The following is a 15989-nucleotide window of genomic DNA, read 5'->3' as shown; positions in this document are numbered from 1 at the left end:
GACATGGCTGCCTCAGACGTTTCAAGCCCAGCTTCAACTTCGACGCCGATCCCGAGCGACGCGCTGATCATCGTCCCGGTGCGCAACACCGTGCTGTTTCCGGATGTCATCATTCCGATCACGATCGCCCGGGCGACCTCGATTGCCGCGGCCCAGCAGGCGGTGCGCGAGCAGCGGCCGATCGGCATCCTGCTGCAGCGCGATCCCGAGACCAACGATCCCGGCCCCGACGGGCTTTACCGCGTCGGCACCACAGCCAACATCGTGCGCTACATCACCGGTGCGGACGACAGCCACCATCTGGTCTGCCAGGGCGTGCAGCGCATGCGCGTGCTCGACTATCTGCCGGGCACGCCGTTCCTCGCGGCCCGCGTGCTGCAAATTCCCGAGCCGACCACCACCTCGGCCGAGATCGAGGCGCGCTTCCTCAATCTGCAACGCCAGGCGCTGGAGGCCGCGCAATTGCTGCCGCAAGTGCCGCAGGAGCTGATCGCCGCGCTGCAGGGCACCACCTCGCCGGCAACCCTTGCCGACCTTGCGACGTCCTACATGGACATCAAGCCGTCGGAGAAGCAGGACATCCTGGAAACCATCGATCTCGTGGCGCGGATGGACAAGGTGTCGCGTCACCTCGCCGAGCGCATCGAGGTGCTGCGGCTGAGCCAGGAGATCGGGCAGAAGACCAAGGCCGTGTTCGACGAGCGGCAGCGCGAGGCGATCCTGCGCGAGCAGATGGCGACGATCCAGCGCCAGCTCGGCGAAGGCGACGGCAAGGCCGCGGAAGTCGCCGAGCTGACCAAGGCGATCGTCGAGGCCAAGATGCCGCCGGAGGCCGAAAGCCAGGCGCAGAAGGAACTGCGCCGCTACGAGCGGATGCCGGAGGCCGCGGCCGAGTCCGGCATGGTGCGCAGCTATCTCGACTGGCTGATCGACCTGCCCTGGAGCATTCCGGAGGAGAAGCCGATCGACATCGCGGAGGCGCGCAAGATCCTCGACCAGGACCATTATGGCCTCGAGAAGATCAAGAGCCGCATCATCGAATATCTCGCGGTGCGCAAGCTCGCGCCCGGCGGCAAGGCGCCGATCCTGTGCTTCCTCGGGCCGCCCGGCGTCGGCAAGACCTCGCTCGGCCAATCGATCGCGCGCGCGATGGCGCGGCCATTCGTCCGCGTCTCGCTCGGCGGCGTGCATGACGAGGCCGAGATCCGCGGCCATCGCCGCACCTATATCGGGGCGCTGCCCGGCAACATCATTCAGGCGATCAAGAAGGCCGGCGCGCGCAATTGCGTGATGATGCTGGATGAGATCGACAAGATGGGCCGCGGCATCCAGGGCGATCCGTCGGCCGCGATGCTGGAAGTGCTCGACCCCGAGCAGAACAGCACCTTCCGCGACAATTATCTCGGCGTGCCGTTCGACCTCTCGCGCGTCGTCTTCATCGCCACCGCCAACATGCTCGACGGCGTCCCCGGCCCGCTGCTCGACCGCATGGAGCTGATCAGTCTCGCCGGCTACACCGAGGACGAGAAGCTCGAGATCGCCAAGCGCTATCTGGTCCGCCGCCAGCTCGAGGCCAACGGCATCAAGGCCGAGCAGGTCGAGATCGATCCGGATGCGCTGCGGCTGATCATCCGCAGCTACACCCGCGAGGCCGGCGTGCGCAACCTGGAGCGCGAGATCGGCAAGGTGCTGCGCAACGTCGCGGTGCAGATCGCCGAGGGCAGCACCAGCCACGTCACCATCGCGCCGAAGGACATCGTCTCGCTGCTCGGCCAGCCGAGGTTCGAGAACGAGATCGCGATGCGCACCAGCATCCCGGGCGTTGCCACCGGGCTGGCCTGGACCCCGGTCGGCGGCGACATCCTGTTCATCGAGGCGTCGCGCACGCCGGGCCGCGGCGCGTTGATCCTCACCGGCCAGCTCGGCGAGGTGATGCGCGAGAGCGTGCAGGCCGCGCTGACCCTGGTGAAGAGCCGGGCCTCCCAGCTCGGCATCGATCCCGGCGTGTTCGAGAAGAGCGACATCCACGTCCACGTTCCCGCCGGCGCGACGCCGAAGGACGGCCCGAGCGCGGGCGTTGCGATGTTCACCGCCCTCACCTCGCTGTTGACCGACCGCACGGTGCGCAGCGACACCGCGATGACCGGCGAGATCTCGCTGCGCGGCCTGGTGCTGCCGGTCGGCGGCATCAAGGAGAAGGTGGTCGCGGCCGCGGCCGCCGGCCTGACCCGGGTGATGCTGCCGGCGCGCAACAAGCGCGACTTCGACGACATCCCCGCCGGCGCCCGCGCCAAGCTGGAGTTCATCTGGCTCGAACGGGTCGACGAGGCGATCGCAGCAGCGCTGGAGGCCGCCAAGACGACGCCCGCCGCCGCGGAGTGATCGCGTCTCAAACGCAACAAGAGGGCGTGACAGCGATCGCCGTCACGCCCTCTTGCGTTGCAGATAGCGGAGCGGCGCCGCTCAGCTCTTGCCCATGCATTCTTCGATGTAGAACCAGCGGTCGTCGCCGGTCAGGCCCTTCGACTTCACCTCGGCGCGGCAGACCTTCAGCTTTGGCTTGTTGGCCTTCCACTTCGCCTTCATGTCCTTCAGCTTCTGCATGGTGAGCTTGACCTTCGACGGCTTGGCCTCGGTGGTCTGGGCTGACGCGGTGTGCAGCGAGCCGGCGAGAAGCAGGGCGGCCACAAGACAGCTTGCGGTACGAAACATGACTGAAATGTCCCTTGATTATCTGTTGAATTGAACGGCGTAGAGCTTCTTGTTTGACGCGTCTTCTTCACGCGAGCCGGCATCCACTTCGCTCGAAAACGCTTCAGGCCGCCCGCGGGATACCAGATGTCCCGCGCGCGGCCTGAATTGCGATCAGAGGATTTTGACCGCGCTGAGCAGCGTCATGTAGACGCCCCACGCCAGCGGAATGCCGACGAACAGCCAGAACAGCGCCGCCTTGGCGTCGAGCCCGCCAAACCCGATCCCGTAGGAACCGTGCGGTCCGGCCGCCGCGGCGCTGGCGCTCGCATCCTGCAGCTTGGCGACCTCGGCGTCGCTCATATGCCATTTCGAATCGACCGGCTTGATCAGGTAGTTGCAGATCAGGCCCGCGATCAGCATGGCGCACAGGATGTACATCGTGGTGTTGTAGAGCTGGTCCCGCGGCACGCCGGCGGCAAGCTGGAACTCGCGGATGTAGTTCACCACGACAGGACCGATGATGCCGGCGGTCGACCATGCCGTCAGCAGACGGCCGTGGATGGCGCCGACGAACTGGGTGCCGAACATGTCGGCGAGATAGGCCGGCACGGTGGCGAAGCCGCCGCCATACATCGACAGGATGATGCCGAAGCCGAGCACGAACAACAGCTTCGATCCCATCGCGGCGAAGGTCGGCGCCAGCGCGTAGAGCGCGATGCCGAGGATGAAGAACGTGTAGTAGGTGTTCTTGCGGCCGATCTTGTCCGACAGCGACGCCCAGAAGAAGCGGCCGCCGATGTTGAACAACGACAGCAATCCGGCAAAGCCGGCCGCGATCGCCGCGATCTGCGCCTTCTGTCCGGCATCGAGCTGGTTGAAGCCGACATTGGGCAGGCCGATCAGCTTGCCCGCGAAGATCTCCTGCAGCATCGGCGAGGCCATGCCGATCACGCCGATGCCCGCCGACACGTTCAGGCAGAGCACCCACCAGATCAGCCAGAATTGCGGCGTCTTGTGCGCGTTGTCGAGATGGACGTGCTTGCTCGAGATCATCGCGTTGGCCTTCGTCGGCGGCGTCCAGCCCTCGGGCTGCCAGCCGGCCGGCGGAATGCGATAGCGGAACGCGCCGATCATCATGAACACGAAGTAGATCGCGCCCATGGCGAGGAAGGTCTCCCAGACGCCGACCGAGGTCGGGGTCTTGAAGTAATTCATCAGCCTGTCGGCGAGCGGGGCGCCGATCATCGCGCCGCCGCCGAAGCCCATGATCGCCATGCCGGTCGCCATGCCGCGCCGGTCGGGGAACCATTTCACCAGCGTCGACACCGGCGAGATGTAGCCGAGGCCGAGGCCGACGCCGCCGATCACGCCGGAGCCGAGCCACATCAGCCAGAGCTGGTGCGTGTAGACGCCGAGCGCGCCGATCACGAGACCGCCGGCCCAGCACAGCGCCGCGACGAAGCCGGCCTTGCGCGGACCGACCTTCTCGAGCCAGCCGCCCCAGATCGCGGCGGAGACGCCGAGCAGCACGAAGAACAGCGTGTACATCCACCCGAGGCTCGCGACCTTCCAGTCGCAGGTGGTGGTGAACAGCTCCTGCACCAGCGAGATGTCGGGGCACGCCTTCGGCGCGGTCAGGCCGATCGCGCGCGACAGCGGCAGCCAGAACACCGAGAAGCCGTAAGCCATGCCGATGCACAGATGGATGCAGAGCGCGGCCGGCGGCACCAGCCAGCGGTTGAAGCCGGCGGTCGCGATTGTATGTTCCTTGTCGAGGAAACCTGCGCCTGTCGCGGATACGCGTCCGGCGCTGCTCACTGTGGTCATTGACACCTCCCCTGCAGCCGCCATTACGACAGGCGCATCTGCATCTTCGATCCCGTCTCAGCCCATTGCGGCCAGCGTCAGCCGGCAGCTCCGCACATTTCCTCAATGCGTCGGGACCAACCACGCACATTCCGGAAATGCTAACCCCCAATACGACCGGATATGCCCGGCCGTGCAGCCCGTGATCTGGACACAGGCCCAGTCGTTGTCCGTCGATGCGCCCACACTCGGGCACAACGCCATCACCACAACCCGGCGGACATTATCAATTCGCGCAGAATGGAAAATAGGTGTCGATAGGCAAAAGGTAGATATCAAACTGCATCTAGCGCGTACGCGGCAACGCAGCATTCGAATTGCCTATCGCTCCATTGATCTTCTCGATCAAGAAAACGATCCGGGCGTCGCTTCGTTCGGTGATCTCGACCTTGTCGCCGGTCTCCTGGATGAGGGTCGGGATATCGATCACCGAAAGCGGATCGGTGCAGTGCACCTCGAGGAAATCTCCCGCCGTCACGCTCCGGAGGGCCTTGCGCGTCTTCAGCGCCGGCAGCGGGCATTTCAGGCCGGTGAGATCGAGCTTCGTTGTTGTCATGGTTCGACCATGGCGAAGCCGTCCTGCATCGTCAACGCCGCCTCCCCGTCCACGTCAGCCTTCGGCCGGAGCCGACGCGAGCACGTCGTCGACGGGGATCGCGGCACGCAGCATCAATTCGGCAACGTCCTCGATGTCGTCGAGATGCGCGACCGGCAGCGTGGTTGCAACGGCGACGTCGCTGGCAATCCCGACCACGCGCGGGTCGTCGGGAAACAGCAGCGGCTTGCCGTTGGCGGCGCGGTACACCTCGATCTTGTTGACCGGCTCGCGCTTGAAGCCTTCGACCACGACCAGATCGACCTGCGCCATCTTGGCGAGCAGCTCCGGCAGCCGCGGCTCATCGGCGCCGCGCAGTTCGTGCATCAGCGCCCAGCGCCGCGTCGAGGACACCAGCACCTCGGTCGCACCGGACTGCCGGTGCACCCAAGAGTCCTTGCCGGGCACGTCGACATCGAATTCATGGTGGGCGTGCTTGATCACGGAGACGCGCAGGCCGCGGCCCAGCAGGCAGGGGATCACCCGCGACAGCAGGGTGGTCTTGCCGGCACCGCTCCAGCCCGCGAGGCCAATCACTTTCATACGCGTCTCCGAAGACATACCAATCGTTAGGACATCCACGCCTGCGGTTCCGCCCGACATGGATGGCCGGGACCAGCCGTGATGGCGGAAAGCCGCGACTTGCGCCCAACGCTGCTTATATCAGCCTTGGAGCAATGTCATGCCAGGCTCGCCGGCGGATGAGGATGGGCTGGCGCGCTAGAGGACTGCCCTCGGAAACTCCTGCAGCAGCTGCGCCCACAGCACCGCGAACGCGATCAGGCCACAGACCCCAAGCGCCGCGGTGAATCTCGGCAATCGGCCGATGGCGACGAGCAGCCAGGCCGGCAGGAAGAACAGGCCGAACACTAGGCCGAGCGGAAAGACCGCCAGCCACTGGAAGCCGGTACCGTCGCCAGGCGGCACATGGGCGATGGCGTAGAAGGTGTAGAGCCAGAACAAGGTGCCGGCCGCCGCGACGAGCGCGGCAATCTTGCGAAAATTGACAGTGTCGAATGCCATGATCGATTGGTCGCCGCAATCGGCGAACCCGTTCACGGGCCGCCGCGCAAGTCGGGCTCGGCTCGCTATCCCGCAGGGTCAGTCGGTTCGTTGACTGACCGGCCGCCCCGGCTTGGCAAGCCTTGCCGATCGGCTCTCTCTCGGGGGCTGGTCACGCATCCGCAGCCTCTTCCGCGGCCGCTGCGTATCGACTGCCAGCACTTCTTCCAGCGTTGTGTTCCTAAAACGAAGCCTTCTTAACATCGCTCCGCTCCTCGAGCGGGTGGGAGCCCCATCGGTCGCTCAACCACCGACATCCACAACAGGGCCCATGTCGGTGACAAGAGATAACCAGCGACGGGACGGTTTGCTCCAATGCATGTTGCAGCCCCCGCTCACGTCACGCGCGATCCCGCTATCCAGCGGATTTACCTCGAAATTTCCGATACGCAGGGCGATCGGAACACGATAATGTGCAGCATGGAGGACTATGTATGCCTCGCTCGCCTTCGATTGTGCCGCATTCAATCGATCACGACACCTATCTGGTGCTGAACGATTTTGGCCGACTGGGCCGTGCCTGGAGCGAAACCGACGAAGAAGGCACTGACCGGAAAACGCTGATCCGGCGTCTGCTGGATGACCAGTACAGCCGCCCGGTCCGCATCGTGGCCTTCAATACCAACGAAGGATGGTCGCGCGACGTCACGACCGACATTGCCGACGAGCTTCGGCGCCGTTTCGTCGAATACGAAGAGGTCCCGCGCTCCGTGCTGGAGTTCGTGGAGACGGCGATGCGGCATTGAGCTGGATCCGCAACGCAAAAGGCCCTCTCACAGCGCGATCGTTCGGCCCCCTGCAAGCATCCGCCAAACGGCAATTTTACGAGCAATTTCAACGGGATTCGGCTGCCGCGCAGCGCTGCTCCGCCATAAGGCAATATTAAGAGCATTCGCCTTACCTGTTCTCCGTTCAACGGGAGAGCGGTCCAGTGCGCAATCGTGGTGACGTTCGAGACGCCGTGAGCCTGAAAAACCGGGTTCTGGTCACGGCGATCTTTCTGGCATCGGGCGCGGCATCGCTGATCCTGCAGGTTCTCTGGTTCAAGCAACTGCAATTCGTGCTGGGAAGCGCGACCGTCTCCGTCAGCGTCACGGTGGCAAGCTTCTTTTTCGGTCTCTCGCTGGGCAGCGCCCTGGGAGGCCGGATCGCCGACACCGTCAGCCGCCCCCTGAAAATCTACGGGTTGCTCGAACTTGCCCTCGCCCTCGTTTCTCTCGCGGTCACCGCATTCCTGTCGCATTGGCCGACATGGGTGGGCTGGCTGTCACCGATGCTCGACCTGGAGTCTCCCTTCCGGCTGCCTCTCATGGTCGCCGTGTCGCTCGCCATTCTGTCGCTGCCGACGATGTTGATGGGCGCGACCCTGCCCTTCCTGGTGAAATTCCTGACCCGCACACAAACCGACCTCGCCAATCGGATCGGTCTGCTCTACGGGTTCAACACCCTGGGCGCCGCCATCGGCACCCTGGCGGTCGGCTTTGTGCTGATGGGCCTTTGGGGCATCGCGGGATCGAGCCTGGTTGCGGCAGCGCTGTATGTCTGCGTCGGCGTTGTGGCCCTGTTCGTTGCGCGCGGCGCAAGCCCGCTCTTGCCGGTCGCGGCACAGGCGCCGGTGCAAACCGCCGCGACCGCGAGTGGCAGGACGTCGGTCCTGATCTGGATTTTCGCGTGCTCCGGTTTTGTATCGATCGCCTATGAGGTGGTCTGGTTTCGATTCCTGACCAATGTCAGCACCTCGAGCGTCTACGCGTTCTCGGGCATGCTCGGCGTTTACCTGCTGGGGCTCGTGATCGGCGCCCTGATCTGCGCCAGGCTGCTCGCCCCCCGCAAGGATCAATTGCTGCGATACTTCGCCGTGACGCAGCTGCTGATCGCGGTTGCAGCCACGCTGACCGTCGGAATGCTCGGCAAGGCGCGGACCATGGGAGTAGCGCTGTCTCCCATCGTATCGGGCCTGCTTCCAGTCCCGGTGCAGGAGCTGTTGGGAGGCGACGTTTCATTCTTCCTGGTCTGCGCTGTCGCCCTGTTGCTGCCGACGACGCTGATCGGCATCAGCTTTCCCCTGGCCAGCGAGCTGACCGTGATGCAGATGAGCGCGCTGGGCCGCAGGATCGGCACGCTCTACGCCTTGAACACGATTGGCGGCGTCGTGGGCTCGCTGGCGGCGGGCTTTCTGCTGATCCCGTATCTGGGCAGCCAGGGTGCGCTCACCGCGCTGATTGTCGTGAACGTCCTGCTGTTCGTCGCGACCACCGTGTCGCAGCCGGATCTTCTGAGAGAAAGGAGCCTGTGGCGGCAGGGGACGATCGCCGCGAGCGTCATCGCCGTAGCACTGCTGCTCTTCACTCCGCACTATCTGGAGCGGGTCCTGACCGCGATCGAAGGCGCCAATGTGCTCGAGTTGCGGGAAACCCGGCAAGCGACGTTTGCGGTGGTCGAGTATCGCGAGAAGGCGGCGGGCACCTATCAGCAGTTGGTGGTGAATTCGAAGAGCTATGCCAACAACCGTCCCGAGGGCAGACGCTACATGGCCGCGATGGGGCACTATCCCATTCTGCTGCACCGGGGCCCGGTTGAAACGGCTGTCGTCATTTGCATCGGGACCGGAACCACGGTGGGAGCGGTGAGCACCCATGAGGAATTGCAATCCATCGACGCGGTCGATCTGGCATCGACGGTGTTCGAATTCGCGCCCCACTTCGTGCCGATCAACAAGCAATTCTATCAAAATCCCAAGGTCCATCAGATCGTCGCGGACGGGCGCCACTTCCTGCTGGGGACCAAGGAGACATTTGACGTCATCACGCTCGAGCCGCCACCGCCCCATGATGCCGGCGTCATCAACCTCTACACGGAGGAATTCTATGCGCTGGCAAAGCAGAAGATGCGTCCCGGCGGCGTTCTCGCGCAATGGGTGCCGCTGGATTTCAACCGCGGCATTCTTCCGAAGATGATACTCAAGGCCATGATGGGCCAGTTCAAGCATGTCTCGCTGTGGCTGCCGTCCAGAATGGAAGGCGTGGCGATCGCCTCCGATGAACCGTTGAACATCGATCCGCGCGAGCTCGCCATGCGCATGTCGAAGCCCGCGGTGGCTGAAGACCTGACGGCGAACGGCCTCGGCTCGTCCGAGGAATTCCTGGCGACGTTCATCGCCGCCGATCAAAAACTCGCGGCCTTTGTCGGGGATGTGCCGAGCCTTACGGATGATCGGCCGCGTCTCGAATATTACAACTGGTATCCGCTGGGTTCGGTCAGCGTGGACGAACTGAAGCGCCTCCGCGAGCCGGTGGAAGCCTATCTTGCCGACCGTTCCATCGACGAGGCCCGTCTCGACACCGCGCGCACGGTGGCCAATGCGATCCTGGACGAGCACAAGGCCACGGCCGACGGCGACAGGTCCGCCGCCCGGGCAGCGCTTCGCCTGGCCGTCAAACTGGACCCGGACAATTCCTACGTCGACTTCCTGGACCGCAAGCTGAGCGAGTGATCAGGGTACCTTCGGCACACCGCATCAGGAAGTCCCCGAATGTCGCGAGAATGCGGATGTTTTGACTCACAGCTAGCGCAACAAAACTCACTGTCGTCCCTGCGAAAGCAGGGACCCATAACCACAAATGCAAATTGTTACGCGATGCTGGAACGACCAGTCCCGTTTCTCAAAACCCGCCGCGGCGTATGGGTTCCTGCTTTCGCACTAGGGGATGCACACATTTCTGAGGCTCCATCCGAGAGCGACGGCGCGGAAGTAATCGAGACCGTTTTTGAAGGTGATGGGGCCTGGTGGCTTGGAGGACGGATAGCCGTCCCATCCTCCAATGCGGCCGATAATCCAGGCCGCCCAGGCAAGACGATCGGAGGGATGCGGGTTCTTCAGTCGTCTGTTCCTGGCTTCAAGCTGCTGATTGAGGGCGGTCAGCGCATCGATCTCGCTGGGATTGAAGGCAACGTGAAGCGACTGCTGGCTCCCGTTGCGCGCTTGCAGGAGCTGGATGGTGATGATCGCGGCCTTGGCAGCGATGGCAACCAATTTGAGAAGCCGGCCGGCGGTGCCGATCTGGCTATCCTCGAGCTTGAAGCCCTGCGTCTTGAGGACGCGGAAGAACTGCTCGATGATCCAGCGCTGCTTGTACCAGGCGACAATGCGCCAGGCATCGTCTGAACTGGTGACCTCGTGAGAGGTGAGAAGACGCCAGTGCAACGGCTCGACGTTGGGATCGGCATTGATCTCGCGGACGTCAACGATGGCCAGATGCAGGCTTTTCGGCAAATGGCGCAGGAACTTGCTTTGCGGCCGGGCCAGCTCGATTGCGCCGAAGCGAAGTTCGAGGTCCATCGGACGTGCAGGCCGCCCCGCACGCGCAGGCAACTCGATGATGCGACGCTCTACCGCCGTCATGGCGTCGATCGCCGCATACAAACCCGTCGTGTCGGCCAGCTTGCGATCATGCATGCTGCGGGCGATCACGCGGTAGTCTTGCTCGGCTGCGCTGGCATAAAGAGCAAAGATGTCGCTCTCGCGGTCACCAAGCAGGGTCACCATTGCAGCACCGGTAAGCAGCGGCTTGGCCGCAAGGGCGGTGGCAATCCAGCGCTGCGATTCCTTGTCCGACAGGTCGCGGCTGTCATGCGAGACGCTCCGAGGGCCTTCACGCGTCCACACCTCGCCGCTCAAAAGTCCCAGGCAGGTGCCATTGTCCGCATCCACCGCCAGCATCGGGTGCAGCAGCACGCCGTGGTGATTGCCCTTGCCGATCTCCCCGAGCCCGCGCCGGCGTTGCGGCGTGGTGTTGAAGTGGATCTCGCTGGTGTCCTGGATCGCCAAAACATGGCGGCCTGTAACCGCCGCAGCCGTGCTTTCGCTCCAGCTTTCGATGATGCGCTCCTTCGTCACCTTGGAGTTACCGAGAAAGCGGTTGAACCGCACCTCCAGCGCGCGGTCTCCCTTGGAAAGCCGCCGAAGGCATACATCCTTGCCCGCGACCATGCGTCCGATGAGCGCCGCCCCCCTTTATCGAGACGACCATCCTCGAACCGGCCCAACGTCCAGTCAATCCGCGACAACATGCTGGCACCTCCGCCCAAGCCGAAGTGCCGTAATAGAAGTCACCGAGACCCCCGATTCTGGAATCCCCAATCTCTGATCCGAGTCAATCCGTCGCACCAGATGTGTGCATCCCCTAGTGCGAAAGCAGGGACGACAGCTGTGATGGTGCGGCAGAGCGGCACACCGGCTACGCCGGCCTGAACCCCGCCTTCGTCAATGCAGCCCGCCCTTCATCCGACGCCAGCGCGTCGAGAAAGGCCTGCACCGCGGGCCGCTGCTTGCGCGCCGTCACCAATGCGAAGTCATAATGCTCTTCGGCGAGCGGTATGAAGCCGAGTCCCGACGCATCGGCGACCGGCGCGATGGTCATGCCCCAGTCGGCGCGGCGCTGCGCCACCGCGGCCGCAACCGCATTGTGCGAGCGGGGCTGATTCCAGTAACCGTCGGGCCGGCGGCCCACCAGCAAGCGATCGATCAGGATGCGGGTGCCGGCGCCCTGGTTGCGGTTGACCATGAGGCAGGCGGGATCGGCGAGCGCGGCGCGCACCGCCTGCTCTGCGCTCAAGCCGGCAAAGCGCGTGTCGTCCTTGCGAAACACGATGCCCTGCATGCGCCGCCAGCCCGGCACCAGTTCGAGCCCGTCGGCCAGGTACGGCGTGTTGTAGGTCTCGGTCTTGTCGTCGAACAGATGGATCGGGGCGAGATCGCATTCGCCGCGCTTGGCGGCAGCGAGCCCGCCGAGGCTGCCGACCGCGATCGAACGCACTACAAGCCCGGCATGCACCAGCGGCGCCGTGACGAGATCGAGCCCGGTGCAATGGCTGCCGACGATGACGAGATCGGGCACCCGCACATGCGGCGTGAACAGCGTCACCTCGGCCTCGCTGCCGGCCGGCAACTGGTCGGCCAGCGCCTCGATCTTCAGGAAGCCGTCGGCCTGCGCGAACGAGGTGATCGCGCCCGAGCCCTTGCCGCCGGGATAGGCGATCAGGCCGTCGGCGCCCTCGACCAGCGACACCATCACGAACTCGGTACGCCCGAGCTCGGAGGCGATGCGCACCGGCACCTTCGCCGCCACCTTGGCATCCGATCGCGGCGGCAGCCCGGCCATCCGGCGCAGCACCGGCACGATCATGTCGTGGAAGGTGAACATCGCCGAGGTCGGAAAGCCCGGCAGGATGACCACCGGCTTGCCGTCGCACACCGCAAGGCACAGCGGCTTGCCTGGCTTCAGCGCCACGCCATGCGCGATGATGCCGGGCTTGCCGAGGCGAGCGATGATCCGGTGCGAGACGTCACCCGCGCCCTTGGAGGTGCCGCCTGACAGCACCAGCATGTCGCTGTCCGCCAGCGCCTTGCGCATCGCGGCCTCGAGCATCGCCTCGTTGTCGGCGATCGCGCCAAGGAACGCCGCGTCACCGCCGTTCTCGGCAATCGCCGCGGTGACGATCGCACCATTGGTATCGTAGATCGCGGCCGGCCGCAGCTTCTCACCCGGCTGCACCAGTTCGTCGCCGGTCGAGAGGATCGCGACGCGCGGACGGCGCGTCAGCGCAACCTCGGCGATGCCGCAGGCCGCGAGCATGCCGATCTCGCGCGACCCGATCATCGTTCCCGCGCGCAGCAGGGCCTCGCCGCGCGCGATGTCGGAGCCGGCATAGGACACGAACTGGCCGGGCGACGCCGCACGCCGGACCTCGATGGTGCCGTGGCCGGCAGGCTGGGTGTGCTCGACCATCACGATGGCATCAGCGCCGCGCGGTACCGGACCGCCGGTCGCAATCGCGGTTGCAGTACCCGGGAGCACCGGCATGGTGGGCGCGGTCCCGCACGAAATCGTCTCGTCGTTCAGCGCGAGCTGCACCGGCGCGGCCTCGCCGGCGCGCGCCAGATCGGCCGAGCGCACCGCAAAGCCGTCGACATTGGAGCGATCGAATGGCGGCACATCGATCGGCGCCACCACGTCCTCCGCCAGCGCACGGCCGAGCGCATCGGCGAGCAGCCGTTTCTCGGACGGCAATTGGCGCGGGAACAGCGCCGCCTCGAAGCGCGCGAGCGCCTCCTCGCGCGACAGGATGGTCAGGAACTGGTCCTGCTCGACGGACGGGTTGGGTTTCGGCGTGAACGTGTTGTTCATCTCGGGAACTCACTCCCGCAACATATAGGCATCGACAACCGCGCCCGCAGCGAAGCCCTCGGCAGCGCCGGGCACGATCAGCAGGGCTTCGGCGCGCACGATGGCATCGAGTGACAGGTCGCCGGTCGCAAGCGCCGCCCAGGAACCTTGCTCGCGTATCAGCAGCACGACCTCGGCAACGCCGACGCCGGAGGCGATCTTGCGTTCCAGCGGCAGCGCCAGTGTTTTGCGCGCGCGCCGGCCCGACAGGCGGTCGAGCAGGGGAAGCGCAATCGCCCACCAGGCCGCGAAAGCCTGATCCGGCGCGCCCGGCAAGGCGACGACCGGCGTTGTGTGGATACGGCCGACCGCTGCGGTGCGCCCCGGTTGCAGGGCAATGCCGTGCGCGATCAGTGCGCCACGCGTTGCCAGCGCATTCACCGCGGCATCGGCGTGACCAACGCCGGTGCCGCCGATCGTGACCATCAGATCGCAGCCGTCTGGTTCGAGTGCGTTTGCAATCGCCGCCACATCGGGTGCCGCCTCGATGCCGACGACCTCAGCGCCCGCGAGGCGCGCGGTGTCAGCGATCAGTTGTGCGGTCAGCTCGCCATTGGCGACGTTGACGATGCGAAGCCGCGGCCGTCGCACGCGCAACATCTGCAGTCCGGCCGCGCGCGCGAGCAGCAGGCCGCGCGGCAGCAGCGGCTCCCCTGCTGCGATCACGGTGCGCCCAACGGCGATGTCGCTGCCGGCACGCCTGACGCCCTGCCCCGGGATTGCTTCGGCGAGCACCTGCGCAAGCGGACCGGAGGTATCGACGGCATCGGCATCGACCACGCAGTCGGTGCCATCAGGCATCGCAGCGCCTGCCGCCACCCAGACCGGAGGTTCGGCCAGCGGCAACGGCGCATAGGACGACGCGCCGACCAGGTCATTGGCGCGCATCGCCCACCCGTCGCTGACCGCGACATCGCGCGGCGGATAGGCGCGCAAGGCCGGCATCTCGGCCGCAATGCAGCGCAAGGCGTCGGCCGGTGGCAACGCGATCGGCTGGACCGGTCCGACGTCGCGCAGCACGGCAGCCAGTGCCGCAACGAGCGGGGTGAGCGAAGGCGGAAGGCGCTGGGCGGTGACCATGGCCCGCTATGGACTGAATCGGCCCCGAAAGAAACTGTCTCTCGCCGCACCGGGGCTGCGTCATTAGACCGATGGCGCGTTGACGCGGTCCCCAATATAGTTGCAAAAGAAACCAATATGACCGGGTCCCCGAAGGCCCGGCACAACCAATAATGGCCAATGCGCCAATTCAGGAGGGAGACAGAATGAAGGCCACCAGACTAGCCATGTTCGGGACGCTCGCAGCCGCGCTGCTGGCCTCCCCGAGCGTATCGGCGCAGGTATCCGACGACATCGTCAAGATCGGCGTGCTGACCGACATGAACGGCCCCGCCTCGACGCCGACCGGCCAAGGCTCGGTCACCGCCGCGCAGATGGCCGTCGACGATTTCGGCGGCAAGGTGCTCGGCAAGCCAATCTCGGTGATCGTCGGCGATCACCAGCTCAAGCCGGATATCGGCGCGACCATCGCGCGACGCTGGTATGACGTCGATCAGGTCGACCTCATCGTCGACGTGCCGGTCTCGGCGGTCGGGCTCGCGGTGCAGAACATGGCCAACGAGAAAAAGAAGCTTTTCATCACGCATTCGACCGGCGCGACCGATTTCCACGGCAAGTTCTGCTCGCCCTACGCGATACAGTGGGTATTCGACACCAGGGCGCTCGCGGTCGGCACCGCGCAGGAGGTGGTGAAGCGCGGCGGCGACAGCTGGTTCTTCATCACCGACGATTATGCGTTCGGTCACTCGCTGGAGAAGGACGCCTCCGCGATCGTGACCAAGAACGGCGGCAAGGTGCTCGGCGCGGTGCGGCCGCCGTTTGCGACGCCTGATCTGTCGTCCTTCATCCTGCAGGCGCAGGCCTCGAAGGCCAAGATCATCGGCATTGCCGGCGGACCGCCCAACAACACCAACGAGATCAAGACCGCCGCCGAGTTCGGCGTCTTCGCCGGCGGGCAGCAGATGGCCGCGCTGCTGGCGCTGATCACCGACATCCACTCGATCGGGCTGTCGGCCGCGCAGGGCCTGCTGCTGACCACCTCGTTCTACTGGGACATGGACGACAAGACCCGCGAGTGGTCGAAGCGCTATTTCGCCAAGATGAACCGGATGCCGACGATGTGGCAGGCCGGCGTCTACTCCTCCGTGACCGCCTATCTGAACGCGATCAAGGATGCCGGCACCGACGATCCGCTCAAGGTCGCGGCCAAGATGCGCGAGAAGCCGGTCGAGGACTTCTTCGCCCGCAACGGCAAGCTGCGCGAGGACAATCTGATGGTGCACGACCTCTGGCTCGTGCAGGTCAAGACCCCGGCCGAGTCGAAATATCCGTGGGACTATTACAAGATCCTGGCCAAGATCTCCGGCGAGGACGCGTTCGGCCCGCCGGATCCGGCCTGCGCGATGGCGAAGAAATGACGACCGAAGGTCGTCATTCCGGGGCGATGCGTCAGCATCGAACCCGGAATCTCGAGATTCCGGGTTCGC

At 65.2% G+C, this 15989-nt stretch carries 12 protein-coding genes; 4 read left to right on the top strand and 8 right to left on the bottom strand.

What is annotated here, in order from left to right; all coding sequences use genetic code 11:
- The first annotated feature begins 3 nt into the window (after positions 1–3).
- Positions 4–2382, top strand: a complete 2379-nt coding sequence (gene lon, locus J2R78_RS26505; RefSeq protein WP_253607410.1) for an endopeptidase La — start codon at positions 4–6, stop codon at positions 2380–2382.
- An 81-nt stretch (positions 2383–2463) separates the two neighbouring features.
- Here the strand turns inward: lon and J2R78_RS26500 are convergent, their stop codons facing one another.
- The 5 genes from J2R78_RS26500 to J2R78_RS26480 form a co-directional block, all read right to left on the bottom strand.
- Positions 2464–2712: a hypothetical protein gene (locus J2R78_RS26500; protein ID WP_028332712.1), complete on the bottom strand. Its 249-nt coding sequence runs from the start codon at positions 2710–2712 to the stop codon at positions 2464–2466.
- A gap of 153 nt (positions 2713–2865) precedes the next feature.
- A complete protein-coding gene (locus tag J2R78_RS26495) occupies positions 2866–4521 on the bottom strand; it encodes an OFA family MFS transporter (RefSeq protein WP_092085775.1) in 1656 nt (551 codons plus the stop codon).
- A gap of 325 nt (positions 4522–4846) precedes the next feature.
- Positions 4847–5116: a sulfurtransferase TusA family protein gene (locus J2R78_RS26490; RefSeq protein ID WP_253607409.1), complete on the bottom strand. Its 270-nt coding sequence runs from the start codon at positions 5114–5116 to the stop codon at positions 4847–4849.
- A gap of 54 nt (positions 5117–5170) precedes the next feature.
- Complete coding sequence (gene mobB, locus J2R78_RS26485) at positions 5171–5758, bottom strand: molybdopterin-guanine dinucleotide biosynthesis protein B (protein ID WP_256558662.1); 588 nt, start codon at positions 5756–5758, stop codon at positions 5171–5173.
- Between the two features lie 117 nt (positions 5759–5875).
- Complete coding sequence (locus J2R78_RS26480) at positions 5876–6178, bottom strand: hypothetical protein (protein WP_253607406.1); 303 nt, start codon at positions 6176–6178, stop codon at positions 5876–5878.
- 473 nt (positions 6179–6651) lie between these two features.
- Between J2R78_RS26480 and J2R78_RS26475 the strand changes: the two genes are divergently transcribed.
- Both J2R78_RS26475 and J2R78_RS26470 read left to right on the top strand, forming a co-directional pair.
- On the top strand, positions 6652–6963 hold the full coding sequence (locus tag J2R78_RS26475; RefSeq protein ID WP_016847487.1) for a hypothetical protein: 312 nt from the start codon (positions 6652–6654) through the stop codon (positions 6961–6963).
- Between the two features lie 215 nt (positions 6964–7178).
- On the top strand, positions 7179–9710 hold the full coding sequence (locus tag J2R78_RS26470; RefSeq protein ID WP_253607405.1) for a fused MFS/spermidine synthase: 2532 nt from the start codon (positions 7179–7181) through the stop codon (positions 9708–9710).
- Positions 9711–9917: 207 nt separating this feature from the next.
- Here the strand turns inward: J2R78_RS26470 and J2R78_RS26465 are convergent, their stop codons facing one another.
- The 3 genes from J2R78_RS26465 to J2R78_RS26455 form a co-directional block, all read right to left on the bottom strand.
- Positions 9918–11207, bottom strand: coding sequence for an IS4 family transposase (locus J2R78_RS26465; RefSeq protein ID WP_253607404.1), 1290 nt, complete (start codon positions 11205–11207; stop codon positions 9918–9920).
- A gap of 247 nt (positions 11208–11454) precedes the next feature.
- The gene (locus J2R78_RS26460; RefSeq protein ID WP_253607403.1) at positions 11455–13404 is read right to left on the bottom strand and encodes a molybdopterin biosynthesis protein; all 1950 of its coding nucleotides are present in this window, start codon (positions 13402–13404) and stop codon (positions 11455–11457) included.
- A 9-nt stretch (positions 13405–13413) separates the two neighbouring features.
- Positions 13414–14523 carry a molybdopterin-binding protein gene (locus J2R78_RS26455; RefSeq protein WP_253607402.1) on the bottom strand — a complete coding sequence of 370 codons (1110 nt, stop codon included), beginning with the start codon at positions 14521–14523 and terminating at the stop codon, positions 13414–13416.
- Positions 14524–14708: 185 nt separating this feature from the next.
- Here J2R78_RS26455 and J2R78_RS26450 point away from each other — a divergent pair, with 185 nt between their 5' ends.
- Positions 14709–15920 (top strand): ABC transporter substrate-binding protein, encoded by a 1212-nt coding sequence (locus J2R78_RS26450; protein ID WP_057014858.1) that lies wholly within the window; start codon positions 14709–14711, stop codon positions 15918–15920.
- Positions 15921–15989 lie beyond the last annotated feature (69 nt).

The sequence above is a fragment of the Bradyrhizobium sp. USDA 4538 genome (assembly GCF_024171045.1).
Taxonomy (GTDB): Bacteria; Pseudomonadota; Alphaproteobacteria; order Rhizobiales; family Xanthobacteraceae; genus Bradyrhizobium; species Bradyrhizobium australafricanum.
Note: the sequence above shows the minus strand (reverse complement) of the source record. Positions and strands in the feature narration are given on the sequence as shown.